We start from the raw sequence: 24,603 nt of genomic DNA on the forward strand, positions 1-24,603 counted from the left end.
GTCTCCAGCCCTCAGCGTGAGGACTGGGCAATCCTCTCAATCTCTTCCTTCCTGCTGTAGGCAAAGCTCTTGGTGTCCCTGTTGGCGGCCGCTATTATCTCCTCGGCCAGGGCCTCGGCGAAGCTGGTCTTGTTGCGGTAGCACTTGGCGCTGGCTCCGAGGGCGATGTTCTTGAGGGCTATGTCGAGACGCCTTATGGGTGAGACGTCAACGGCCATGTGGTAGCGGATTCCACCGAAAGCTATTGTGGTGGTGTCCTCCCTCGGGGCGGAGTTCTCGATGGCCCTGACGAGAACCTGGACAGGGTTCTGCTTGGTCCTGCGCTCGATGATTTCAAAGGCCTCCTTAACGTACTCGTAGACCTTAACCTTCTTGCTCATAAGTGAGCGGTGCTCTCTCCTCATGAAGTGGCCGCCGACCTTGTGGCCGCTTGAACCGCTCCTCATGAGCTTGTTGATCAGGCGCTCAACGATGTGGACGTTGGCCTTGCCGAAGGACTTCTTGGCGTGCCTTCCGTGGCTGTGGGGGACTATGATGGGTTTGAGGTTGATGTAGGGCTTGAGGGACGGGTCGGAAACCTCGACCTCCTCAACGCTCCACCTTCCGAAGAGCTTGACCTCCTTCGGCTGGTAAAATCTCTTCTGAATGCTCTCGACCTTCATCGCCATCACCTTCTCGGCTTCTCCTTCCTTCCCTTGACGAGCTCCTTGAGGGAAACCCTGTTGACCTTGACGACCTTGTAGCGGATTCCCGGGATATCACCGACTGGACCTCCCTTGGCACCACCGATTCCCTCAACGATGACCTCGTCGTGCTCGTCGATGTGGTTTATGGCACCGTCACCGGGGGTGAAGGCCGTGATGACCTTACCGTTCTTGATGAGCTGAACACGGACTGCCTTACGCATACCCGAGTTGGGCTGCTTAGCTTCAACCGCTATCTTCTCGAGGACTATGCCCTTCGCCTGCGGGGCTCCCTCGAGCGGGTCGCTCTTGACCTTAAGGTTGAGAACGCGCCTCTTGTATGTTATGTCACTCCACCTGAACTTCTTCCTCTTGAGCTTGAGCTTCCTTCCGGCAAACTCTCCATACGGGGCTTTCTTACCTGCCATGAGCATCACCTCAAATTATAATCACGTCATGAATACCGTGGTGTCTCTCCATCAGGTCACGGACGAGGTTTATGGTCTGGCCGCCCCTGCCTATGGCCTTGGGCTTCTCCCTCGGGTTGACATCGAGGAGGGCGACCTTCTTGCCATCCTTCTTTTCCGTGATGTGGACTTTTTTAACCTTTACGTTGGCTATCCTATAAATGTTTCTGAGGAACTCCTCTGGGTTCTCTGAGAACTCGATGAGGTCAACGCTCTTTCCTATCATGTTCTGTATCTTCTTGACGTTCGCTCCCCTCTTACCGAGGGCGAGGCCCATCTCACCGTGCTTGACCACGAATATAAGCCTGCCCCTGGTCTGGTCTATGATGCAGTCGAGGGCAGTTGCCCCCGTCATGCTCTCGAAGAGGGCGATGTACCTTATCTGTTCGGTGTTGAGCTTGAGCGGCATTATGCCTTACCCCCACCAAGGGCTAGGATTTTGCTCTCACCCGGCTCAATCACTGCGAGGGCTGCGACAACGAAGGGCTTACCGAGAACGGTGCCGAGCTCGACGCTGGTTCCCTCGAACACGTGGACAGGTATGTTGCTGAGCTTGGCGTAGTACTCTATGTCGTCCTTGACCTCCTTCGGGGCGTTCTTGGCGACAACTATGAGCTTTGCACCGCCGATTTTCGCAAGCTGGACGGTTCTCTTTGAACCGATGACAACCTCGCCGGTCTCAATAGCCTTCCTAAGTTCGAATGCTATGTCCATCAACTACACCTCCTCCTTCATTCTTCCTTTTTGACTGGGCGTATTGGAAGCTGCATTGTCAACTTAACCATTCCCGTTCCAAGCGGGACGGGCTGTCCTATGAGGACGTTTTCAACCACACCGTTGAGGGGGTCCATCTCTCCCCTCTCGGCGGCTTCGAATAGGTGTTGAGTGGTAATCTCGAAAGCGGCCCTTGCAAGGACGCTCGCCTTCTCACCAACCACACCGTGCCTTCCGATGGGCATGACTTTACCGCTCAGGGTCATCATATCCGCGACGAGCATTATGTGCCTCACATCAACCTCGAGACCCTGCTCCTCCATCGTGTTGACGATTTCCTCTATGATGGCGTTTCTGGCCGCTTCAATGCCGAGTACCTCCGCGATCTCGTGAATGTGGTTGGTCCTCGTCCTCGTCGGGTCAACGCCGGGGACCTTGAGCACCTGCTTGAGGTTTGAGCCTTCAGTATAAATTATGAACTCGTCCCCCTTGGGGGTAACGACGGTCTTGACGACACCGGAGAGACCTTTTAAGCGATGGCTTTTAACCTTTTCGGCAATCTTCCTCAGGTCAGAGAGCTTCTGGGCCTTCTTGGGGCGAACTATGAGGGTGTACCCCTCAAACTCAAACTCGGCGGTCTTGAAGGAACCCTTGAGCTTTTTCTGCACGTCTTCCATCGTGAGGCCGGCCTTCTCGAGCCTCTCGGGGTCTATCTCGATGATGACCTCCATGTTGAGGATGTCGGTGGTAACACTCTGGGCGAGGTTCATGACGGTGGTGCCCTCTATCTTTCTGGCCACCTCGTAGGCCTTCTCCTGGTCGTAGCGGTGCTCCTCATCGAGGTAAACCGTCATGATCGGCGTTGAGGGGTTCTTTCTCGCATCAACGATCTCGATGATTCTCGGGAGACCGAGGGTGACGTTAATCTCAGCGACACCGGCGTAGTGGAAGGTGTTGAGGGTCATCTGCGTTGAGGGCTCGCCTATTGACTGTGCCGCCACGGTTCCAACGGCCTCTCCGGGCTCTATGCGGGCCTTCTCGTACTCGTTAATGGCCTCCTCGATTATCGCGAGAACTTCCTTCTTTTTGAGCTTGTACTTCCTGTGGTACTCAATAATCCTCTCCGCGAGCTCCTCCCTCAAAGTGGGGGGGAGGATGGGGGCCTTCTCCTCCACGAGTTCGCGAATGGCTTTGTGTGTAAGGGACGCCATCTCACTCACCTCTCATCTTCAACAGGGTTCTCACTATAACCCTATCAATGTTCATCGTCTTTCCTCCCCAGCTCCTAGATGGGTCAATGCCGTCCTCACCGTACTGGAACTGCACTATGATGCCCGTTGGATCCCTGACCGTTCCGTCGTAGTCCACCTTGAGGTCCTGGAGCGCGTTTATTAGACGGCGCTGCATGTAACCGCTCTGGGCCGTTCTAACTGCCGTATCAACGAGACCTTCCCTACCACCCATTGCGTGGAAGAAGTACTCCGTTGGGGTGAGACCGCTCTTGTAGGAGTTGACGACGAATCCCTTCGCCCTTGCGCTTAGATCACCGGACTTGAAGTGGCTCGTGACCCTGCCGCGGTAGCCGCGGTAGAGGCGCTTACCACGGATGGACTGCTGTCCGAGTATGGCCGCCATCTGGGCTATGTTGAGGATCTTACCCCTCGCTCCCGTTTTGGCCATTATGACGGCGGAGTTGTTCATACCGAGGTACTGGGAAGCGATGTCACCTGCCTGATCCCTCGCCTCTGCCAGCTTCTGCATGATAAGGTTCTCGAGGGTCTCCTCAAGCGTCTTACCGGGCAGCGGCTCAAGCTCGCCCCTCTGGTAGGCCTCTATGAGCTGGCCAACTCTCTCCTCGGCAACGCGCACTATCTCCCTTATCCTCTCTATGGCCTCCTGCGGAAGGTCCTCGTCCTCTATGGAGGTGGTGAAGCCCCTGTGGGTTATGACGTAGATGGCCAGCTTCGTGACCCTGTCAAGGAACTTCCTACCCTCCTCCACGCCGTACTCCCTTATGATGAGGTCTAAGATCTTGCCGCCCTCCTTACCGTAGGCGCTCTTGTCTATCGCCCCGCTGAGCAGCTTCCCGTTCCTTATGTAAACGAAGCCGTCATCCGCGAGCTCCCTGACCTCATCGTCGCTGAGGACGAGCTTCTCCTCTATGGCCCTCTTCAGCTTCTCGCACTTCTCCTTGTCGGCACAGCCGAGCTTGTTCTCGTACCATATGGTGAAGTCCTTCGGGAGGAGCATGGAGAATATGGTCTTCCCGCTCCAGAGTTCCACGCCGTTCTCGACCTTGTCGGGCTCGGGAAGAGTCTCCACGTCAATGCCCGCGAAGGTCAGCATCTGCTCCACTTCAAGGCGGGTGAAGTAGGCCCCCTCGCGCGTGAGGAGGTAGCCTCCCGAGATGTGGTCCTGTATTCCTCCGATGATGGGGCCACCGAACCTCGGGGACATTATGTGGTACTGCACCTGCATGAGTATCATGGCTTCCGCCTGGGCCTCCTCGGTCTGCGGAACGTGGAGGTTCATCTCATCACCGTCGAAGTCGGCGTTGTAGGGCGGGCAGACCGCGAGGTTGAGGCGGAAGGTCCTGTAGGGCATCACCCTAACGCGGTGGGCCATGATGCTCATACGGTGAAGCGAGGGCTGGCGGTTGAAGAGCACTATGTCCCCATCCATGAGGTGCCTCTCGACGGTCCAGCCGATGTCGAGCATCTCAACTACCGCTTCCCTGTTGGTCTCCATGAGCCTTATTCTCCTTCCGAGGGGGTCGAGAACGTAGTTGGCACCGGGGTACTTGTCGGGGCCGTTCATAACGAGCTTCTTGAGCTTCTCGTAGTTGAACTCCGTGACCTTCTCCGGAACGGTAAGCTCCATGGCGACTTTTATGGGAACGCCGACCTCATTGATGCTTATCATGGGGTCGGGACTTATGACCGTACGGGCGGAGAAGTTGACACGCTTACCGCTTAGGTTGCCCCTGAAACGGCCCTCCTTACCCTTGAGCCTTTGGGAAAGGGTCTTGAGGGGCCTCCCGCTCTTGTGCTTGGCGGCGGGCACACCCACGGTCTCGTTGTTTATGTAGGTGGTGACGTGGTACTGGAGGAGGTCCCAGAGGTCCTCTATAATGAGCTGGGGCGCACCGGCCTCTATGTTCGTCTTGAGGCGATTGTTGATACGAATGATATCAACGAGCTTGTGGGTGAGGTCGTCCTCCGCCCTGATACCGTTCTCGAGGGTGATGGAGGGCCTCGAGGTAACGGGCGGGACCGGGAGGACCGTGAGAACCATCCACTCGGGCCTTGAGTTCTCGGGATGGAAGCCGAGGAGCTTGAGGTCCTTGTCGGGTATCTTCTCGAGCCTGTCGCGAACCTCGCTCGGCATCATCCTGTGCTTGTACTCGTTGCCCTCCTCGTCCTTCCTGTGCTCCCAGAAGATGGAAGGCTTCTCGAGCTTTATGGTGAACTGGGGCGCTCCGCAGTGGGGGCAGGTCTTCCTCTCCTTACCCTTCTTGTGTATCTCCTTGATGAGCTTGTTCCTGTCGGTTCTCCTGTCGCCTATAACCTCGAATTTGTTCATGTACTCCTCTATCTCCTCGTCCGTGAGGAGTATCCTTCCGCACTCGCGGCACGTGGTCTCGAGGGCGCGGAGTATGCTCTTGACGAAGCCTATATGGATGACGGGCCTTGCGAGCTCTATATGGCCGAAGTGACCGGGGCACTCCCCAGCGCGCGCTCCACAGGTCTCACAGCGAAGTCCCGGGTCAATGACGCCAAGGCGCTTGTCCATGAGGCCGCCCTCTATGGGGTAGCCGTCGTCATCGTAAGTGTCTGGAACGGTTATCTCGGCGGCGCTCATCTTTCGTATTTCCTGGGGAGCGAGGATACCAAATTCAATATTACCTATGACCTTCTTCATGGAGTTCATGGCTCTCACACCCTATCCTTCAATCTCAACCTCGGTCTTATCAACATGGCCTTGAGCTCGTCGAGGAGCAGTTTAAAGGCGTAGCTCATTTCGACCTTGCTTATCCTCTCTTCCTCGCCACAGACGGGGCAGTAGACCTTGCCCCTCTTCTTGTCGTCGAGTGCCAGGTGTCCGCAGCTCTCGCAGACCCATATTTCGCTCTTGTCGCTCTCTTCGAGGAGGCGCTCTATGAGGAGCATTGCCGCACCGTGGGCAACGAGCACGTCACGTTCCATCTCACCGAACCTGAGACCACCTTCGCGGGCCCTACCCTCCGTGGGCTGCTTGGTGAGCACCTGAACCGGACCGCGTGAGCGCGCGTGCATCTTGTCAGCCACCATGTGGTGGAGCCTCTGGTAGTAGATGACGCCCACGAATATGTCCGCCTCGAGCCTCCTTCCAGTGATTCCGTCGTAGAGTATCTCCTTACCGTTGTGCTTGAAGCCGAGCTCCTCCAGCTCCTTCCTGAGCTTCTCCTCGGGCTCTCCAATGAACGCGGTTCCATCAATGCGCCTTCCTTTCATTGACGCCACTTTTCCACCTATGGCCTCAAGGAGCTGTCCGACGGTCATACGGCTCGGGATACCGTGCGGGTTGACGATGAGATCCGGAACAATTCCGTTCTCGCTCCAGGGCATGTCCTCCTGCGGGACGATGAGGCCTATAACACCCTTCTGACCGTGTCTTGAGGCAAACTTGTCCCCAATCTCGGGAATCCTGAGGTCCCTCACGGTAACCTTGACGAGCTTCGTTCCATCCCCGCTCTCGGTTATGATGACCTTGTCAACTATACCCCTCTCGCTCGGTCTCACCGCCTCGCTCGTCTCCCTGCGCTCCTGGAGGATTATTCCCCCGAGGCCGGTCTGTTCTTCAAGGAACCTTGGTGGGGAGGTTCTTCCAACTAGGACGTCCTTGCCGTTGACCTTTGACTCGGGAAAGATTATACCATCCTCGTCGAGGTGCCTGTAGTACTGCTCACCGCGGTAGCCCCTGACCGTTGGGTCGGGAACCTCGAAGCGGTCCATCTGCCCTCCGAGGTACTTCTTCTCCTCCGCCTCGTAGGTTCTGAAGAAGCTTGACCTCGCGAGGCCGCGCTCTATGGAGGCCTTGTTCATTATGACGGCATCTTCCATGTTGTAGCCGCCGTAGCTGAGGACCGCAACCACGAAGTTCTGACCGGCCGGCCTCTCCTCGAAACCGACCGCACCCATAACGCGCGAGTTGACGAGCGGAACCTGCGGATAGTGCATGAGGTGACCGCGTGTATCAACCCTCAAACGGAAGTTTGCCCATCCAAGGCCGAGGCTCTGCTTGGCCATACCGGCACCGTAGGTGTTCCTCGGGGCGGCGTTGTGCTCCGGATAGGGAACGAGTGAAGCCGGGAGACCGAGTATCGCGGCGGGCATTATCTCGAGGTGGGTGTGCTCCTCCGTGACCTCCGAGGGCCAGAGGGCCACGTACGCGTTCTCCTCTTCCTCGGCATCGAGGTACTCAATGACGCCCAGTCTGACCAGGTCGTTCCAGCTGAGCTTTCCGCTCTTTATTCCCTCAACGTGCTCCCTGGTGAGCTTGGCCTTCCCGTTCTCGACTATGATGAGGGGCCTCCTGACCCTACCGTCGTCGGAGTTAACGTAAACTTCCTTAACGTCCTCGTAGTAGGCAACGTTTATTATGTCGCTGACCTTACCCGCGCGCCTCTCCGACTTAACGCGCTCAACCAGGGCCTTGCCGTCCTCTATAGTTCCTACGAGAACTCCGTTGAGGTAAACACGCCAGAGGTGCGGGTTGGGCCTCCTCTCCCTTATCGCCACCACGCCGAGCCTGCGGAGGTACTCGCGAACCTCCTCCTCGGGAACCGCGGTGGTTATCTGGGACATGAGTGAGAGGTTCTTGACCAGACCACAGTTGGGACCTTCCGGCGTTTCCGTCGGGCAGATTCTTCCCCAGTGGGTACCGTGTAAATCACGCGCCTCGAAGTGGGGCTGCTCCCTGCTCAGCGGAGAGGTAACGCGCCTGAGGTGGGAGAGCGTTGACATGTAGTTCGTCCTGTCGAGAAGCTGGCTGACACCGGTCCTTCCTCCCGGCCAGGCTCCCGTCGCCATCGCGTGCTCTATTCTCTCGCTCAAAACGTCGGGCCTCACGGAGTGTCTCACAAAGCGCTGGACGTTCTGGAAGACGTACTTGTCCCCCCTCCTCTGGTAGGTCTTGGTGAGCTGGTACTGCATGTCCTTGACGAGCTGACCAAAGGAAATCCTGAAGAGGTCCTTTAGAAGGTCACCCGCCAGCTTGAGCCTCTTGTTGGCGTAGTGATCCTTGTCGTCCTCGTTACGGAGGCCGAGCGAAAGCTCGAGAACCTTTAGGGCCATCATTCCAAGGTAGTAGGCCTTGTCAATCCTGTTCTCGGGGTCAACACCCATGTGCGGCAGGAGGTTGTTGTCTATGATGTGCTGGGCCCTTCTGAGCCTGTACTCCTTGGGCTGCCCCGGGAGGGCCTTCTTACCTATGAAGTCGAGGGCCTCCTCCTGGGTGTGGATTCCCATCTCGGCCGCATCGTCGAGGTTGTCGAAGAGCTCCTTCTGAATCTCCGGGTCGTCACTGACCGCCTCCACGATTTCCTTATCGCTCTCGAGACCGAGGGCGCGCATCACAACGACGAACTTCACAAGACCGGGCACGTTGGGCATAGAAACGTAGAGAAGGCCGTCCTTTCTCTTCTCAACCTGGATGAGGGCTCTATAACCGTGTCTGTATGAGAAGCACTTGGCCACGTAGCGGTTGTTCTTCTCGTCCCTTTCGACGAGGGTCTTGTTCGGGGCGAGGTCTTCGATAGAGACGATAACCCTCTCGGAACCGTTTATGATGAAGTATCCTCCCGGGTCCTTGGGGTCCTCCCCCACCTTCACAAGCTCCTCCTCGCTCATTCCGTTGAGCCTGCATGCCTTGGACTTGAGCATGATGGGGAGCTGGCCTATCCTGACCTCCACGCCCTCCTGCTCGATGCCGTTGACGACGGGTATCATCTCGAGGAAGAGCGGGGCCGCGTAGGTCAGGTTTCTTATGCGTGCGTCCATCGGGTAGAGGGGCTTCTTCTGACCCTGGGGTTCCTGGAACTCCGGTTCGCCTATCCTTATCCTTCCAAACTTGACCTCGAAGTTCGGGATGTCCGGCTTGACGCCCCCGAACTCATTTATGACCTCCTGGAGTCCACTCTCAAGGAAAGCGTTGTAGGAGTCAAGGTGCTGCCTTACAAGACCCTTTTCCTCCCAGTAATGCTCCATGACGTGCCAGAGGTCATCCGGATTAACCTCAACAAGTGTAGGACCTCTCATCATCTCACCTCACCAGAATCAATCCTCGATCACCAGGCGGTAGTAGTAGTACACGCCCGCGGTGGGACTCTTACGCTTAATCTCAATAACGTCCCCCGGCTCTGCACCAAGGGCCTGAACGGCCGGATCGCTGGCCTTTATCTGCGGTAGCTGAGAAAGCTTTATGCGGTACTTCTTGAGGAGTTCCTCCACTTCCTCCTCGCTCAGGACTCTATGCTCGGGAACCAGCTCGTGATCAAATATGCTAAACGTTTTTTTTCGCCGCCACAGAGAATTGCCCCCTTAATTTTTTTAGAATCATACGTGAACATGCTAACCCCAACCTTTTGCTTCGGGTATATAAGCTTTTCGTGAGGTAGTTTGGGTTTTTGCTTTATATTGCTTGCGTAAAGTTTAAAAAGCCGAAAAGAACGGAGGAGCGGCGCCAAACATAACATCAATGCCCATAAGTGTGCATAAAGGGGAATGGAGGGGAGCGCTATCATGGGCAGAGCTTGAGAATTAACTGGAACTTCAGGGTACTCCTGTCTCCCGGGGGAGCGTCCCTTGATGGCCAGAAGCAGTGGGGCATAGTAATTGTGGAGCCCCGGGCGGGATTTGAACCCGCGGCCTGCGGATTACAAGAGCGTCATCGCACTTAAAACGCTAAACGAAGTGTGGAACCATGAGAAAAAGGCTTTTTTGGAATGGCTTTCCCTCAAAATTGGCAGAGAAAGGACAGTGAAGGACTACTACAACGCGCTAAAGGTAATGTTCAAAGACTATGAAGTCAGGCCTACTAAAAAGAGTATCAAGAATGCTATTGACGCGCTCGGGAATAAGAAAAGGTACGTCTACGGCCTCAGGAACTTTCTGAAATATCTCACAGAAAAAGAACTCATCAACGAGGACTTCTCGAAAATGCTTCAAGGAGCAGCAAAAGCAAAGAAGAGCGGCGTGAGAGAAGTCCACCTCAACGACCACGAAATCACTGAGGCATGGCAGCATGTCAAAAACCGCCGCGAAGAGGCTCAGATGCTCTTCAAGGCGATGGTATTCTCAGGGATTCGCCTCGCGCAGCTCATCAGAATGTTCAAGACCTACGATCCGGCCAGGCTCCAGTTCCCGCTTGAGGGCATTGCTAGATACCCCATCAAGGACATATCTGAGGGTAAGAAAAAGGGCTTTTGGGCGTACTTCCCGGCCGACCTCGTGCCAGAACTAAGGAGATTTTCAGCGAAGGAAACGACAGCGTGGAAATGGGTTCGCTACGGGCGCGTTTCGGCAAACAGTATCAGGAAGTGGCACTACACCTTTTTGATACGGAAGGGCGTTCCTGCTGACCTCGCGGACTTCATTCAGGGGCGTGAGGCCGAAACGGTCGGAGCTCGGCACTACCTCAACAAGACGCTTCTCGCGGATGAGTGGTATTCCACGGTTGTTGATGACCTGAAGAAAGTCTTGGAGGGTGAAAAATGATTCCTGAAGAGCTTCTCAATGAATTGATAGCCCTTGTCCTTGTGGGCCTCATTGCCCTGTACTTCGTCAGACTGTTCTATGACGCAGTATTTCGCCCCTGGCGCCTCGTTGAGGAGCAGCTTCGGGAGATCGAGATGCACATAGAGACGCTCAAGAAGGGCGGAAAGAGGGCAAAACTCCACAGCTGGCTTTCCATGCCGGCCTGGCGTGGTGATATTGAGCGTCATCTGGAATTCCTCCTCGGCCTCCGCGAGCTAAAACGGGCCGAGTTGGAGCTTCTTGAAAAGCTGAGAGGTGGGGAAGAATGAATCCTATCGCGATAGTTTGGGCTTTTGTGGGTGGAGCGTTCGCGGTAGTGCTCTCCGCGTTGGCTTATGATGCGCTTGCAGCCTGGTGGGAGGCTCGCAAGTGGGCCTCGAAATATGAAAAAGTCCTGAAAAGATGAGGGGGTGAGCGGAGGAATGGCCCGGGAAAAGCTGAATGGTACTGGTTCGTATGTTTGGGGCTTTAGCATTGATAGAGAGACTCATTATATGATCAAAGAGTTATCACAGAAGCTTGGTCTGAAAAACGAGTCTGCAGTTGTCAGACTCGCAGTCAGAAAGCTCTACATGGACATCAAGGCTTAATTTTTGCGAACCTTTCTCATCTCTTTCGCATCTCCTTTTCGAGGATTCTTAAATATCACAATCGTATTCTCTATTTTGGGCACCTTCGGGCCTTCCTCCGCTCAAATCACTTCTCTCAAATTCACAGCGAGGCTGAGGCCGTAGGGAGAGGGCTCTGATGAAACCCGAAGGCCGATGAGGCCGCCGAACAAACCCTCCGGAGGGATGTGGATGTGAGGTTTCGGAAAAAGCTGGCTGGCTTGGTAGTGATTGCTATTTTCCTCGCGGCCCTGGCGGGCACGGCAAGCGCCGCAAGCCTCGATTTGCCGAAGTGGGTCATCGTTCCAGAGGATGCTACAAATTTCAGCGACGTGACGCTGTTCTGTGGGCTGGACGCGTATGATGCGAGCACGAACACGACGCCGTGCTATTATCAAGGCTCGGTAGTGAATGCGACGATAACATTCAATACAACGAGCAACTACCCGAAGCTTGTTTCTGGAAAAATCTTGAACGCGTTCAAGTTCAGTGGAAACACTGGTGAAGCAGTGTCGGTTGATTCGTTTAGTGTTCAGGAAATGACAAAAATGACAGTCGTAGCTTGGGTCTACTTGGATTCAGCCCCCAACACAAGAAGGGCGATAATTCAACACGGGGCGAATATATGGGCAGTATATGCATATTCAAACGGTTGGGGGCTTGTTTACAAGAATGACACAGCAGGTTTGGAGAAAAAATACTCTGTGAGTGTCACATGGCAGGTAGGCAGGTGGTACATGCTCGGGATGGTATTTGACAGTGGAACAATTGAGTTTTATATGGACGGGGAGTTGGTATCAACGCAAACAGCAGAAGACACGCATATTCCAGCGTACGCGGGACAGCTCTCAATTGGTTCATATTGGAAGGGGTTAGAGGCATCTCTCCCGGGCAAGATTGACGAAGTACGCTTCTATGAGAATGTTGCCCTCTCCCCTGACGAAATCAAGCTTCTCTATCTTGCCGGTCGCAAGAAGCTCTCCGAACCCGCCAACTTCCGCCAGATCTTCAGCCCGCTCATGGACCTCACGAGGGACAGGGCGACCTTCTACGCCGGCCTCGAAGTCTCGACAAGCGACCCGAGCGGCTACGTGCCCGTGCCAGAGTCGGCGGTCAACATGAGCATCACGAGCGCCGAGAAGCTCCAGAGCGACTACACGAATGCCCCATTTTACTATCAGGGCCACTACTGGTACCGCGCCGACAAGATCCAGTTCAACCTGCCGATCCAGTTTGAGACCGTCCGCACAAATGGCGACTTCGATGACGTCATAATACTTGATGAGGATCAGAAGACATATGTCTATGAGCGCGAGTTCAAGGTCACGAACCCCACTGCCGCGAAGTTGAACATTGTCTATTCTCTCGACCCGACCGAGCTCGGCTTTTCCGTGCTCCAGTATCCAGAATTCGAGCTGGACGGGGTCCGTATGGTCTCTTGGAGACCCGATGAGAACTCAAGCGAGCTCTACCTCATCCGCACCGACACCCTTGACCCTGGCGAAATCTCAACGCACTGGATCAAGAGCATCTGGACTCTTGGGAAGGAGGAGCTGAACTTCCCGGCGAAGCTCGAGGACTTTAGAAACATCCTCGACTGGCAGACGGCCCAAAAGATGGCAGAGAATGCCGTGAAAGGAAAAGCGGACACTTGGGTCAGGGTCATCAAGATCTCAAGCAATGCTGACGTCTCAAACGTGACGATATACGTGCCCTTGAAGGACGTCGAGGACGTGGATGACGTAGTCGAGGCCGTCGCCTTAACCGGCTCAAGGGCGACCTTGCAAGTCGAGGAGCTTGACGATGGCACCATCGCCGTCAAGGTTCCAGCTGATGCCTTCGTGAGCGGTGAGGCTGAGATCAAGGTCTTCTACAACAAGGAGACGAGCTGGTGGAAGAGCATCCTTGACAGGATTATGGGCATGGTCAAGATGATCAAGAGCTTTTTCGGCTTTGGAGGTGGCTGACTCGGTTGTTTGCGCCACCGTGATAACGCGCATGAGGTGATTGAGAAATGAGGTGGAGGAAAACTCTCGGCCTGCTGGCCGTTTTCCTGGTTGTGTTTTCCGTCTTTGCCGTAGTGAGGGCAGCAACAATTACAGAGACCGAGTGGGAGAACGCCATTGTTGATCCAGGAATTGAGCTAATAGCCGGCACAAACGCCACCCTCAATGCCACAATACTAACCTCAAGCGGCGACCCCTTTGCCCTTAGCAGCTACACGAACGCCGACACGCTTGAGGTTACCGCGAAATTCGTAGATGAGTATGGAAACGCCTTGGACATGGATGGGGACAGCGTTGCAGATGTTTATACTCTCACGAACACAAGCACTCCGGGCCTCTGGACTGGAACGATCACTGTCGGCAACGTGACTCCTGGCGAGTACACCCTCAAGATTGAGGCCCTCGCCAAGAACAGCACCGCCAACACTATCGTTGACAATGCGACGCTCGAAATGAGCGTCTGGATCGCCGGCGGCCCGTATTGGGTTGCCGTTGCTGACATCAAGGACGGCGACACGGTCGAGATTGGAAGCCTTAGCTTCACCATACGCGGCCTGAGCGATCTCGGAGCAATCCTCGACCTCGGAAACCTGAGCACCACCACGATCACGGACGATGACCGCGATGGCATCTTTGCCTGGAAGAACGACGTCACGAGCGATGGCGTTGATGACTGGATTGTCTTCGCAAAGAGCGACGATGACAGCGACAGATACGTGCTCATGGTCTACTCCAGCGATGCAAACCTCCTCGACGACTTCAACCTTGAGGACAAGTTCGAGGTTAGGAGCGACGACGGAAGGGTCAAGTTCACGAACAAGGTCTTCAAGGATCTCAACAATTACAAGGCGTATGTCGTTTGGGATGAGAGCCTTCTCGCCAAGCTCGGAATTAAGGCTGTTGATTATTACATCATCCCACTCCAGGGCCGCGACCACTGGAGAGAAGGATGGGGGAACGTCGAGAGGACTGACGTGAAGGTCGTCAAAAGGACCACCTACCTGTGGGGCCTCATGGGTGGCGAGGAAGAGGTCTACAGCGGCAACATATTCAACAAGAACGTGAACATTGACAACCTCATAAACGTCTTTGGAAAGTGGGTCGGCAATGCGGCATACTTCGGAAGCGGGCTGTGGGAGATCAGGAAGGGTCTCGGCGACATCACAATCCCAAGCAGCTACAGCCTCAAGGAAAGGAGCCTCAACGAGCTCTCTGTCAGCTCCGAGGACTTCAGAGGCTTCAACCCTGTCCTGAATCCGAGCGGAAAGGGCCTCTTCAAGCCAAGCCTCGACTGGAGAAGCATCCTCGGCCTTGACGAGGACGAGGACTCTACAAGCTCTTGAAGGGGGCCTGATCCATGAGGGCCCTTCCAGCGACTTTCATTATCTTCATTGTCCTTCTTTCTTCCTTCAGTGTTGCAGTAGCTGACAGCAGCTTCAACGAGACCATCAGCACGCCTGCCTTGGAGATGCCTTCTCTCACGATTTCAGATTACGTGAACAAAGCTCTCATCACGCTCAAGGCCTGGCGTTTCGACAGCACCGGCCTAATTGAGACTAACACGGGAATCTACGTTGATAAAAGGTTTTGGGACTGGCTTTCAGGCTCAATCCAAGAGAGCGCCAACCTCACCGACACGGCCCTCAAATGGGCTCAGGTGTTCAACCAGAAGGTTCAGAACGATGAACCAATCCAGTGGATCTTTATCACCTGGACAAAGCCGAACGAGAGGCTCAAGGAAGCCCTTGAAGCCCTCGGAGCTGAGGTGCTTTACGTTGACGACGACATCAATGCCATCTCGCTCAAGGCGAAGCCCTCGCTCATCAAGAACCTCGTATATTCACAGGCATTCGACTTTGATTATCGCTTCTACATCCGCGAGGTCTGGCCCGACCTCTACGTCGAGACCGGCCCCACGATCTTGGAGAATGAGACCACATTCACTCCGGCTAACGTGACAATTACCCCTGAACAGGTTTCCGGCGCAATCTGGAATATCAAGCTCGTTAAGGCTGACCTCGCCTGGAGTAAGGAGGGCATAACAGGCAAGGGCGTCACGGTCGCGGTTCTTGATACCGGTGTGGACTGTGACCACGTGATGCTCCAGGGAGCTTGTGTGGGCTTTGAGAACTTTGTAACTGACGAGCCTGCCAAAGATTTGAACGGTCATGGAACCCACGTCGCCGGTATCATCGCAGGGAGGCCTACCAAAGTCACGTGGGAAGGAAAGCAGGTTTATGTGAGTGGTGTCGCTCCAGAGGCAAACATCCTCGCAGTCAAGGTTCTTGGCCAGAACGGCGGCGGCACGATGACGCAGATCATCCAGGGCCTCGACTATGTTGTCGAGTGGAAGAAAAAGCACCCCGGCGAGCCGATAGTTATCAGCATGTCCCTTGGAAGTCCGTTCGGCTCTCCACGCGACCCGATGGTACAGAAGGTCGAGCAGATCATCAGGGAGGAGCACATTCCTGCGATTATTGCCGCAGGGAATGAGTTCGCAGTCATAGATTCTCCAGGACTTGCTTCGGGAGCCATTACAGTGGCTGCGGTGGATAGGGACATGAAAGTGGCGGACTTCAGCGGAAAGGGGCCGGGCCTAAACATCTACGACATCAAACCCGACATCGCCGCACCAGGAGTGAAAATCCTCTCTGCAAAAGCAGGAACAAAGAACGAGTTCATCGCAATGTCGGGAACCAGCATGGCTACTCCACATGTGAGCGGTGTCGTGGCGCTGATTTTGCAGAAGCATGGCGATTTGACTCCAGAGACGATCAAACTCATTCTCGAAAAGACGGCCTACCCCTTGGATGGCATTGACGCCCTGCCAACGTGGTCAGGAGCCGGAGTGGTTGATGCCTACGCCGCGGTCAAAGCCGAACCAAATGAAGCTGGAGGACTCATCGACTTCCTCAGGAGGTTGCTCGGATGAAGAAGTTCATTATCTTCCTCCTGATTATCCTCCTCTTCACGCTCTTCCTAGTCGGCGTGCAGAAGTTCCTAGAGAACGTGAGCCTTGCAATAGCAATCGCCCTCGTGCTCCGCATCGTGGATGAGTATGTGGATGGTGATTAACATGTTCGGCCTCGAAGACCTTCCGTTTCCAGTCAAGCTCATCATTGCAATTATCTTCGACGTAGTTGACGCACTAAATTGGCTTCCAGGCAGTGACGTGGTTGAAATGCCCATCGGGGGGCGATTGCATACCTGCTGACCGACAACGTCGGAGCGATGGCAGCAGGAGCGGCGGATGGAATCCTTCCCGCACCAATCGACTTCATTCCAACAACAACCGCCCTCGTGCTCGCGGACCATATGGGGTGGCTCTGAGCGCTTTCTTTTTTCTCAATTCAACGTGAGAGGTGAGAAAAATGGGGCTGCTCGCGATCATATTCCTCGTATTCATCATCACGTTTGCACTCGCGACGATGTGGTATTCCAGCGGTGAGGCTGCGTTCTTCCTAACTCTCGGCATAGTGGGCCTCGTCTTCTTTTGGGATCTCTCGTCCAACGGAGGCCAGTTCCTAGCCACACCAATCATCATGATCGGTGACTGGCTCGGCATCAGGCTCTGGACGGCGCTCTTCCTCTTCCTGACGACCTTAGGTGGCTATGTTTTCGGAAATTGGGGCAAAGCAATCGTCTTCCTCGTGCTGGCATTGATCATCCTTTACGCCCTCGGCCTCCTCGGACCGATAGCGAGCGGCGACCTGAGCGCGATCAAGCAGGCCGTCCAAGTCGGAGGTGGTGGGTGATGTACAATCCCTCCCTCGCCGCCGCGACCTCACAGGCAGTCATGCTGAGCGTCTTTGTCGTAGTAGCGGCGTTCTTTGCTTACTTCGTCACCTCCAGAAGGGCCGACGTATTTGGAGCCATCCTGCTCATGCTCCTCGCCGTATTCCTCGCAAAGAACTACTATTATCTCGTCTACGCCGCCGGTGCGATGCTCGTCCTTGCTACTGTGGCTTATATCACCAGCTATGATGAAGGGACAGTATCAGGGGCGCTGTTTTGGGCCGGAATCGGCCTCTTCGCCTCGCTCATGATATTCTACGTCATGCCCGAAACAATCAAGATGGGGCAGGATCAGGCATTCATCTACATCGTGCTCGTCCCGAGCTTCCTCATTGTCCTTATTTCGGACTGGAAAGGAAAATTCAACTTCGAGTGGGAGAACGCGCTCGCCATCCTTGCTCCAGTCTTCTTCGCCCTGGCATTTGTCAGCATGGTGGGGGTATCACACATCATTTGGGGAGCGGCGATCATGCTCTTTGCTGTCATACTCGAATACCTCAATGCAGGATTTGTCTCGACGGTGGCTTTCGTCAGTGGCTTCATCATCTGGCTCGACGATGTTGTCGGATATTCGCTTTACCCTGACCACGGAAACCTGGCAGCATTACACCTCCTTGGCCCAATAGGAGCGGGCCTCGTACTCATCTACATATACTTACTCGTGTGGGGTGATTGAAGTGAGAAAGAAAGCTCTCGCTCTAGTGTTTATTTTGATTTTAGCCGCTCCAGCCGTCTCGGCCCTGAGCCTGAAGGACCTACTCAAAGGGAGCATGGACGCAGCCCTCGACCTGTTCAAAAGAGAAATCTCACCAATAGACGGCTACAAATGCGTCAGCAAAGCCGAATCCATCATCCTTGAAGGGGCGCACTGGTATAATCCCGATTATTACATCTACGCCGAAAATGCAACCGTGGAGTTCTCATGGTGGATTCCAAGGCACGTTGACGTCAAAGCAAAGGCATATAGGGTTTATTTTGGCCTCTTTGCCCTCCAGGTTGAGGAAAACGACGACATCTGGTGGACGTGGTGGAGACCCTATGGAAGCAAAGGGCCAGGACTCGGAGCCTTTTGGGTCAGCGGTTTCGACTGGAAGAGAAGTGGAGTCAGCGAGGCAAAGAAGGCGTGCATCGCCTATGATCTGCCAAAGAGCGAGGACATCCTGAGCCTCGACTACGAGAACATGACCATCCTCGAAAACGGAACCGTGCAGATCGTTCTTGAGAACGGGACAGAGCTCTTCAGGGACTTTGATGAGGTTTTCAAGATTAAAGAGATCAGAACGGGAAGTTTTGAGTTCAAGCACCTGATTGGGCCGCTCTATCTTGTTAGGAAGAAAGATGAGGAAGGAGGTGAAGAGTGATGGATATAAAGAGGGGTCTGATTCTATCCGCCCTGTATGCTGTGCCGTTTTGGATAATTGCAGGACCTCCAGCGAGTGACATTGGACACGCCATACTGATTCCAATATACGTCGCAATCAGCTTCATACTCGCCGGCATCGTGATGGTGGTTGGCGCAAAGTTCTTCGACCTCGACATAATACCGTGGGGGCTCATTATTCTCGCCAGCCCGCTGTTTGCAGTGCCCTTCACTCTGATTCCAGGGCTCTGGTACGTGCCGGCGGCGGTGATTTTCGTCATCGGGCTGATAGGGGGGTAAGCTATGGACGAGGTTACCAAGCTTGAACGCATGCTCGAGGTCAACAGGGCGCTTAAGGAGAGGTTTGCACGGGAGGAAGCCCGCATCCTGCGCCTCCTCAAGCAGGCAAAGCAAGCAAAGATGAAAGGGGTGAATGAGCGTGGAACCCGCGCCTGAGGTCAGAGAAGACATCCGCGCCGAGCTCGCGGCGAAGGTCGAGGGGAAAGAAAGCCAGAAAAGCAGGGTACTCAAGCTCACACTAATCGGCATTGGCGCCGGCGCAGTCGCTGGCCTCGTGATGCTCGCCTTTCCAGGGTTCTACGACACGCTCGTCCAGGTACACGAAAGCCTGGCCGCGCCTAGATATTCATTCTATGTATTAATCGGTAGCATCCTCTTCGTCGAGTTCATGAGGGCGACTTGGGTCGAGTCGGCGAAAGCCCGCTCAAAGAGGCTCATCCCGCTCACATCACCCGAAATGGAAATTTGGGTCAAGGAAAAGCCGCTCCTCGGCCTCAAGTTCCCGTTCACGAGCAGGGAAGTCAAGAGCCGCAAGATAAAGCCCCACATTGTGGAAACGGAGTTGGGCTGGCGCGTGTATCCGAACAAGTCCCTCCTCTCGCCACAGTGGGACGGTGAGATCTACTTCATCCCGTATGATTCAATACATGGCTACGGCAACACGAGGGTCATCAGCGCCAGGAAACCAAGCCAACCAACTTACTACGAGACCGACCCCGTGACCGGTGAGGCCATTCCGGTCTACGTGTGGGAGCCCATAGATTTGGGCGAGGAAAAGTACATGAGAGCGCAGAAGGAAATCGCCTACCTCCAGGCCGAGAACCGCATCCTCCAGGAATACGCTGCCAGGGGCTACGAGCTGGCCAAGACCATTAGCCAAATTCCGCAGGAGTTCTTCGAGGAACTCTCCAACAGAGGCTTCGAGAAGGCGAAGCAGATCCTCGACATTATGGGCAAGGGCTTCTTCAGCGAAGTCGGGAAGATCAAGAAGGAAGAGATCTCCGCCATTTTGGAAGCAATCAAGAAAGACCGCGAGGCCTGGTGACTCTTTCGTTTTTCAATTTCCGCCGTGAAAGGGGCCGGACGTGAGTAGGGGTTCCGAAAGCGTCCGCCCCCACGGCAACGTCGGCCCGTGTGGGCCAAAAGGGCCGCGAGGTGATCAAGTCAAAGGCTGGCTTGATGGAGTGAAGGCCACACATCACGGGAATCGAGCATTGGAGTCGGGGGAGGTGAAAATGTGGCGAACGGGTTAGTCCTAAGTAGGTTTGAGTATATCTCCCGTTTGAAGGCCGAAGCGGCCGAGGATGGGGAAGCCAAGTACCTAGACCTCGCTCTTTCTCTCATGGAAAAGGCGACACAGCTTGAGGAGGAGATGGAAAAAGTCCCTGGCATTTACAAGGAGAAAAAGCTCGAAATTGCACTTTCCACGATAGAGCAGTACAAGCAGGCAAACGAGCTCCTCATCAAGGCGATTTTGGTTGGCGAGAGTGCAGAGATGGCATTGAGAAAGCTCGAAAGGATGCTGAGTTCAAGAGCGACGCTGAGGACGAAGATTATCGCAGTCCTCTACGGTGAGACCGAACCAGTAGGCCCCTCCGAGCTCGCCGAGCGCTTCGGCATCTCGGCACAGGCAGTACATCAGGCACTCCAGGAGCTCGACAAGCTTAAGGTCGTAGAGAAGGACGAGAAAGGCCACTACAAGCTCCGTGACGGCGTGATGGACGAGGTGTTTCGGCTTCTCTGGCAGAGCGTTGCAGAGCTCAAGGCGAGGGGAGGCGTATGATGAGTGCATATCTCGACCGCTTCGTCGTCCAGCCGCAGGAAATCAAAATCGACCAGCCAAGAACTCATGCCGTGGGAATTACCCGAGGCAGGAATTTCGTTTACGTGTCCGCCGACATGGTGCATCGCTATATCTCCGGCCAGACTAACGCAGGGAAAACCACCCTTGCACAGACGCTCATGGAAGTTGACTTCCTCCGTGGGCGAAAAGTCGTCGAGATAGAGCCTGCCCTTGAGGCGAAGAACGAGAGAGCCTTCATGAATTTGCCAAACGATGACGATGTAATGCTCGAGGTCCTCAACAAGTACTTCCACCTTGAGCCAAGACCCTTCAAGGCCATCGTATACTCTCCAGCGACGCGGAAGTACAGGGCTTTCATGAAGAACGACGAGGGGATCCGCTCGAAGTTCTACAAGTCGCTCAAAATCACCGAGCCCGACGTTGTAGACCTCATCCCGGCCATTTTCCCTGGTGGATCCATTGAAAGGCTCATCATCAACAAGGCATATAAGAAATACACTGAAGAGATCCGGCCAAAGAGGAAAGAGCGCTCTATATCAGAATTCCTGGAAGTCTTCGAGGAGGTCGGAAAAGAGGCAAACTTCAGCAGCTTCACCCTGCTCAAGCTCGAATACATAGCGAGCGTCCTCCACAGCAACGGAGAGTACAAAATAGATGAAATACTCAAGAAAAAAGACGAGATCAGCGTTTTCACGTTCACTTTCATAAGGGACCCGCTCGAAAGGTACCTGTGGGCCATGGCCATTCTCAACATTATCTATGACAGATGGGAGTATCTCAAGCGGAAAGAAGATATTCTGAGCTTCTATGTAGCCGATGCCCATCTGCTCGCACCAAAGAAGAAGAAAGACATGATCGACACCCTCGCCAGGTACCAGGAGCGCATGAAACAGAACTTGCAAGTCTACTCAAGAATCTCGCGAGGAAAAGGGCTATTGTGGACATTTGACAGTCAGGAATTCGACGACCTTGACGATGTCGTGGTTGCACAGTGCCAAGAGAGGTTCATCAAACGCATGAGGAACCGGGAAGTTGCCGACAGGCTGAAGCTCGACCACACAGAGCTGCGGAGGCTCGACAAGAAGTTCGCATACTTCGATGATGGCTACATGGTCAAGAAAATCCTCGTCAGGCCACCCATGAGCCGGAAGGCCCGCTCCGGAGAATTTCTTCCGATACACTTCATCAAGGAATACGAGAGGTGGGAGAATGAGGAAGCGAATTATTAGTGTCTTACTCATAATAATATATATAGGAATATTGGAAAGCGCTGCGGCCATGAGTCAAACATTGAAACTCGATATTAGCAGTGAGGTATATATTGATAACATGCTCATCACAATAGATAAGAACAAACTCGACAACCGCACCGCCGCGATTATTGATTACCAGAACAGAACCTACCTCGTTTGGGAAAATGAAAACATGACAATCGCAAATTACACAATCAAAGTTACCCCGTTCAAGGACTACGTTTACCTCGTGGTTTCCGCGCCCTTCAAATTCACCATTCGCTATCCAGTAGAAGAAAACCAAACCTCCACAAACACCACCGTCGCCAATCAAACGAGCTCAAATCAAACGGTCATCCCAAACACCACCACGCCGGCTCCTGGACCTGCTAACCTTACAGCAAATTATACATGCTCCAGCGTCGAGGAGTGTCAAAGAATCATCGACCAGCTCGAGGCAGAGCTCGAAAAGGAGAAACAGGAAAAAGCCGCGCTTGAGCGACAGATACAGTATCTCAAGCAGCAACTGAATCTCACAGAGCTCGAAAAGCAACAGTATGAGCAGCAAATCAAAATACTCGAGCAGGCCCTCGAGGAGAAGAACAAGCGCATACGTGAATTAGAGAGACAGATCGAGGAACTGCAGGCGCAGCAGTGGAGTTGGGAAACCTTCCGCGAGAAGAGCGAGGAACAGTACCTTCTCTGGACGCCATACCTCTTCCCGGCCGTGTTAGGAAGCCTCGTCGTATACTATCGCAGATACAAGCGGACGAAGAAGTACGCCGAGGTCATGATAGACCAGAAGGCCAGGGAGCTGAAAGAGGAGCTCCTGAGTGAGTACCTAAAGAAGGACATCCTGAGGGCCAAGATCGAGACCATCGTTGATGATCCGAACCTCCTCGTAATCCTGAGGACCATCATCCCGCAGCTGACCGGCTCGAGCGAGATCACGAAAGGTGACATCCTGAACATCGACATCGACCAGGTCGCCGAGCTCGCGAGAAAGAAGTTCCTGCTGAAGGAGAACCGCGTTGAATACCTGAAGAAGAAGCTCGCCGAACTCAAAGAGCAGATAAAGGAGGAGGTGGGCGAAGATGTTTGAATGGTTCTTCTTCCTTTCCCTTGCTTTGAGCGGCTGGCTAATCTACGAGATCACAAAAGACAAAGTGAGGGGCTACGGCAGATATTGGGTCACGATGAACGTCGAGGGCGACGCGGACCGGCTCGAGTACCTCATCAAGCAACTCGCCAAGGACCAGAAGATCAAGATTCGCAGTTTCAAAATCAGCGCCGAAAAGCCTTCCAAGCCGAAGAGGAAAAAGTTTTTTGGACGAACCACTAAAAAAGAAGAGGTGGGTCCCAAATGAAACGGCTTGCCACCCTCCTAATCTTTCTCCTCGCCGGCGCGATGGTGCCGGCCGGGATGGTGATAGCTGAACAGCAGCCCGTGACAACCCTCCAAGTTGTAGCCAGTCAGACCTGGACGAAGGAGATTCCAGGAGCAGTTGTGAACTGGACTGGTACATTTGACTACTCAAAAGAAGACGGGTGGGAAGCGGCTTTTGCAGTCTACTTCACAGAAACGGGCAACACTCACGGGGTCGCGGCAACTGAGAAAGGCTTCGTTGACGCAGACGGGAAATACATCTGGTTCCTAAAGAACGTCCAGACTGAGGACAATCCAGAAAATAAGGAACTCGGGCTCCTTGAAAGCTGGCACGAGCTCGTCGTGAAGTTCATCGACCCCCTAAGCGGGAAAGTCATCATAGACAACGAATTCAACGGCGAAACCTACACCCTCTATGTTGGAGATGAAATAGACATCTCGGAAGAGCTCGCCGATGCCTGGCAGGAGAAAACCATTCTCGAGCTGAAGGGCATAAATACCGGGCTCTTCGGCTCCAAGGCCGTCCTCGTACTCCACCACATCACCGCCATGAGCGGAACCGTGGAAGTCTATCCAAATCCAGGAAATCCGGCCGGGACAGAGCTCGGAGAAGGAGCACCTGCCCCGGCAGAGAACCAAACAGAACCCACTCCGAAAATCCCACATCTCAACCCGAGCACGCCAACGGCCGTGATAATAGTCGGTGAGCACGCGGCAGGAGCCGATGTGGCAGCGGGAGCAAAGGTTGGAATAGCTGTTCAGAAGTGGATTGACATCATCAAAGACAAGACAGCAGGAGAAGCAGCCAGGACATTCCTCGGGCCTCTTGGGCCTGCGATAACCAAAGCAACCATGGCTCCAGTCCAGAACCTCAACGCCGATGCCATGCTCGACACCGAAGTTACTGACCCTGAGAACCTTGCCCTTGTTGTGTACTCTGTTGGAGGGCCAGCAGCCAACCAGTACTCCGCCATGCTCAACAACCGCACGGATCTCCCCGTGAGATTCGTGAAAGAGGACGGCAGATGGTACCTTGTCAGCAAAACCGGTGAGCGGTGGAGCGGCAGCTATGGTGTTATCATGCTAATTCCAGCATCTAAAGACGCCTACGAACTGAAGATGAACCTCATGAGCGGCAAGTTTAAAATTATGGATGTGCTTGTTGCAGGTCTCGACAGATGGGGAACCTACGCCGCCTGCGAACTCCTCCAGGGCGAGTTCCTCAAGCCTATCAGCGGCATGAAGCCCGATGCAGACCTAATGACAGTGATTACACTACAAACACAGGTTCTTACAATGTTTGCGGACCCATTCAGCATTTTCGAGGTTGGCCCCGACCCAACAAAAGTGCCAATAACCGCCATCATCGTGGATAAAAATGGAAAAATAGTGAAAGTACTCGTTGGTTAGTTCTTTACTCTTTTTTAGTTGAGTGCAATCTCAACCCATGCA

The 24,603-nt window shown here is 54.2% G+C and carries 28 protein-coding genes; 20 read left to right on the top strand and 8 right to left on the bottom strand.

All coding sequences use genetic code 11. From position 1 onward, the window contains the following. Positions 1-11: 11 nt before the first annotated feature. The 8 genes from PFER_RS03815 to PFER_RS03850 are packed head-to-tail and all read right to left on the bottom strand — an operon-like array spanning position 12 to position 9,432. Positions 12-662 carry a 30S ribosomal protein S7 gene (locus PFER_RS03815; RefSeq protein WP_048148934.1) on the bottom strand — a complete coding sequence of 217 codons (651 nt, stop codon included), beginning with the start codon at positions 660-662 and terminating at the stop codon, positions 12-14. A gap of 5 nt (positions 663-667) precedes the next feature. After that, a complete protein-coding gene (locus tag PFER_RS03820) occupies positions 668-1,111 on the bottom strand; it encodes a 30S ribosomal protein S12 (RefSeq protein WP_048148936.1) in 444 nt (147 codons plus the stop codon). Between the two features lie 10 nt (positions 1,112-1,121). Beyond that, positions 1,122-1,559, bottom strand: a complete 438-nt coding sequence (locus PFER_RS03825) for a NusA-like transcription termination signal-binding factor (protein ID WP_048148938.1) — start codon at positions 1,557-1,559, stop codon at positions 1,122-1,124. After that, entirely contained in the window at positions 1,559-1,864 is a 306-nt protein-coding gene (locus tag PFER_RS03830) for a 50S ribosomal protein L30e (protein WP_048148939.1), read from the bottom strand. The genes PFER_RS03825 and PFER_RS03830 overlap by 1 nt, the downstream gene beginning before the upstream one ends. Before the next feature lie 17 nt (positions 1,865-1,881). Beyond that, the gene (gene rpoA2 / locus PFER_RS03835; RefSeq protein ID WP_048148941.1) at positions 1,882-3,075 is read right to left on the bottom strand and encodes a DNA-directed RNA polymerase subunit A''; all 1,194 of its coding nucleotides are present in this window, start codon (positions 3,073-3,075) and stop codon (positions 1,882-1,884) included. A 1-nt stretch (position 3,076) separates the two neighbouring features. Further along, positions 3,077-5,794, bottom strand: coding sequence for a DNA-directed RNA polymerase subunit A' (locus tag PFER_RS03840; protein WP_048148943.1), 2,718 nt, complete (start codon positions 5,792-5,794; stop codon positions 3,077-3,079). Positions 5,795-5,799: 5 nt separating this feature from the next. Then, on the bottom strand, positions 5,800-9,162 hold the full coding sequence (locus tag PFER_RS03845) for a DNA-directed RNA polymerase subunit B (protein ID WP_048149121.1): 3,363 nt from the start codon (positions 9,160-9,162) through the stop codon (positions 5,800-5,802). A gap of 18 nt (positions 9,163-9,180) precedes the next feature. Next, positions 9,181-9,432 carry a DNA-directed RNA polymerase subunit H gene (locus PFER_RS03850; protein WP_048148945.1) on the bottom strand — a complete coding sequence of 84 codons (252 nt, stop codon included), beginning with the start codon at positions 9,430-9,432 and terminating at the stop codon, positions 9,181-9,183. Positions 9,433-9,738: 306 nt separating this feature from the next. Between PFER_RS03850 and PFER_RS03860 the strand changes: the two genes are divergently transcribed. The 20 genes from PFER_RS03860 to PFER_RS03935 all read left to right on the top strand — a co-directional run bounded on the left by PFER_RS03860 (position 9,739) and on the right by PFER_RS03935 (position 24,561). After that, the gene (locus PFER_RS03860; RefSeq protein ID WP_157255049.1) at positions 9,739-10,620 is read left to right on the top strand and encodes an integrase; all 882 of its coding nucleotides are present in this window, start codon (positions 9,739-9,741) and stop codon (positions 10,618-10,620) included. Beyond that, positions 10,617-10,928, top strand: coding sequence for a hypothetical protein (locus tag PFER_RS03865; RefSeq protein WP_048148951.1), 312 nt, complete (start codon positions 10,617-10,619; stop codon positions 10,926-10,928). The genes PFER_RS03860 and PFER_RS03865 overlap by 4 nt, the downstream gene beginning before the upstream one ends. Then, positions 10,925-11,065, top strand: coding sequence for a hypothetical protein (locus PFER_RS12110; RefSeq protein ID WP_157255051.1), 141 nt, complete (start codon positions 10,925-10,927; stop codon positions 11,063-11,065). The genes PFER_RS03865 and PFER_RS12110 overlap by 4 nt, the downstream gene beginning before the upstream one ends. A gap of 4 nt (positions 11,066-11,069) precedes the next feature. Then, positions 11,070-11,249 carry a hypothetical protein gene (locus tag PFER_RS12115; RefSeq protein WP_157255052.1) on the top strand — a complete coding sequence of 60 codons (180 nt, stop codon included), beginning with the start codon at positions 11,070-11,072 and terminating at the stop codon, positions 11,247-11,249. A gap of 527 nt (positions 11,250-11,776) precedes the next feature. Next, positions 11,777-13,234, top strand: a complete 1,458-nt coding sequence (locus tag PFER_RS03870; RefSeq protein WP_281175695.1) for a LamG domain-containing protein — start codon at positions 11,777-11,779, stop codon at positions 13,232-13,234. A gap of 47 nt (positions 13,235-13,281) precedes the next feature. Beyond that, positions 13,282-14,616: a hypothetical protein gene (locus PFER_RS03875; protein WP_048148955.1), complete on the top strand. Its 1,335-nt coding sequence runs from the start codon at positions 13,282-13,284 to the stop codon at positions 14,614-14,616. A 14-nt stretch (positions 14,617-14,630) separates the two neighbouring features. Then, positions 14,631-16,205: a S8 family peptidase gene (locus tag PFER_RS03880; protein WP_048148957.1), complete on the top strand. Its 1,575-nt coding sequence runs from the start codon at positions 14,631-14,633 to the stop codon at positions 16,203-16,205. Continuing rightward, on the top strand, positions 16,202-16,348 hold the full coding sequence (locus PFER_RS12120) for a hypothetical protein (protein ID WP_157255057.1): 147 nt from the start codon (positions 16,202-16,204) through the stop codon (positions 16,346-16,348). The genes PFER_RS03880 and PFER_RS12120 overlap by 4 nt, the downstream gene beginning before the upstream one ends. A gap of 1 nt (position 16,349) precedes the next feature. Then, entirely contained in the window at positions 16,350-16,487 is a 138-nt protein-coding gene (locus PFER_RS12335) for a hypothetical protein (RefSeq protein ID WP_211255072.1), read from the top strand. 157 nt (positions 16,488-16,644) lie between these two features. Then, complete coding sequence (locus PFER_RS03890; RefSeq protein WP_048148960.1) at positions 16,645-17,028, top strand: hypothetical protein; 384 nt, start codon at positions 16,645-16,647, stop codon at positions 17,026-17,028. After that, positions 17,028-17,744 (top strand): hypothetical protein, encoded by a 717-nt coding sequence (locus PFER_RS03895; RefSeq protein ID WP_048148961.1) that lies wholly within the window; start codon positions 17,028-17,030, stop codon positions 17,742-17,744. The genes PFER_RS03890 and PFER_RS03895 overlap by 1 nt, the downstream gene beginning before the upstream one ends. Before the next feature lies 1 nt (position 17,745). Beyond that, complete coding sequence (locus PFER_RS03900; protein ID WP_048148963.1) at positions 17,746-18,429, top strand: hypothetical protein; 684 nt, start codon at positions 17,746-17,748, stop codon at positions 18,427-18,429. After that, positions 18,429-18,728, top strand: a complete 300-nt coding sequence (locus tag PFER_RS03905; protein WP_048148965.1) for a hypothetical protein — start codon at positions 18,429-18,431, stop codon at positions 18,726-18,728. Before PFER_RS03900 ends, PFER_RS03905 begins: the two co-directional genes overlap by 1 nt. Before the next feature lie 3 nt (positions 18,729-18,731). Next, positions 18,732-18,884 (top strand): hypothetical protein, encoded by a 153-nt coding sequence (locus tag PFER_RS12125; protein ID WP_157255059.1) that lies wholly within the window; start codon positions 18,732-18,734, stop codon positions 18,882-18,884. Next, positions 18,862-19,773 (top strand): hypothetical protein, encoded by a 912-nt coding sequence (locus PFER_RS03910; protein ID WP_157255061.1) that lies wholly within the window; start codon positions 18,862-18,864, stop codon positions 19,771-19,773. The genes PFER_RS12125 and PFER_RS03910 overlap by 23 nt, the downstream gene beginning before the upstream one ends. Positions 19,774-19,965: 192 nt before the next feature. After that, positions 19,966-20,511 carry a helix-turn-helix domain-containing protein gene (locus tag PFER_RS03915; protein ID WP_048148968.1) on the top strand — a complete coding sequence of 182 codons (546 nt, stop codon included), beginning with the start codon at positions 19,966-19,968 and terminating at the stop codon, positions 20,509-20,511. A 71-nt stretch (positions 20,512-20,582) separates the two neighbouring features. Beyond that, on the top strand, positions 20,583-21,761 hold the full coding sequence (locus PFER_RS03920; protein WP_157255063.1) for a hypothetical protein: 1,179 nt from the start codon (positions 20,583-20,585) through the stop codon (positions 21,759-21,761). 196 nt (positions 21,762-21,957) lie between these two features. Further along, the gene (locus PFER_RS03925; protein ID WP_157255065.1) at positions 21,958-22,866 is read left to right on the top strand and encodes a hypothetical protein; all 909 of its coding nucleotides are present in this window, start codon (positions 21,958-21,960) and stop codon (positions 22,864-22,866) included. Further along, complete coding sequence (locus PFER_RS03930) at positions 22,859-23,131, top strand: hypothetical protein (RefSeq protein WP_048148974.1); 273 nt, start codon at positions 22,859-22,861, stop codon at positions 23,129-23,131. Before PFER_RS03925 ends, PFER_RS03930 begins: the two co-directional genes overlap by 8 nt. After that, entirely contained in the window at positions 23,128-24,561 is a 1,434-nt protein-coding gene (locus tag PFER_RS03935) for a hypothetical protein (protein WP_048148976.1), read from the top strand. The genes PFER_RS03930 and PFER_RS03935 overlap by 4 nt, the downstream gene beginning before the upstream one ends. Positions 24,562-24,603 lie beyond the last annotated feature (42 nt).

Source organism: Palaeococcus ferrophilus DSM 13482 (assembly GCF_000966265.1).
GTDB lineage: Archaea > Methanobacteriota_B > Thermococci > Thermococcales > Thermococcaceae > Palaeococcus > Palaeococcus ferrophilus.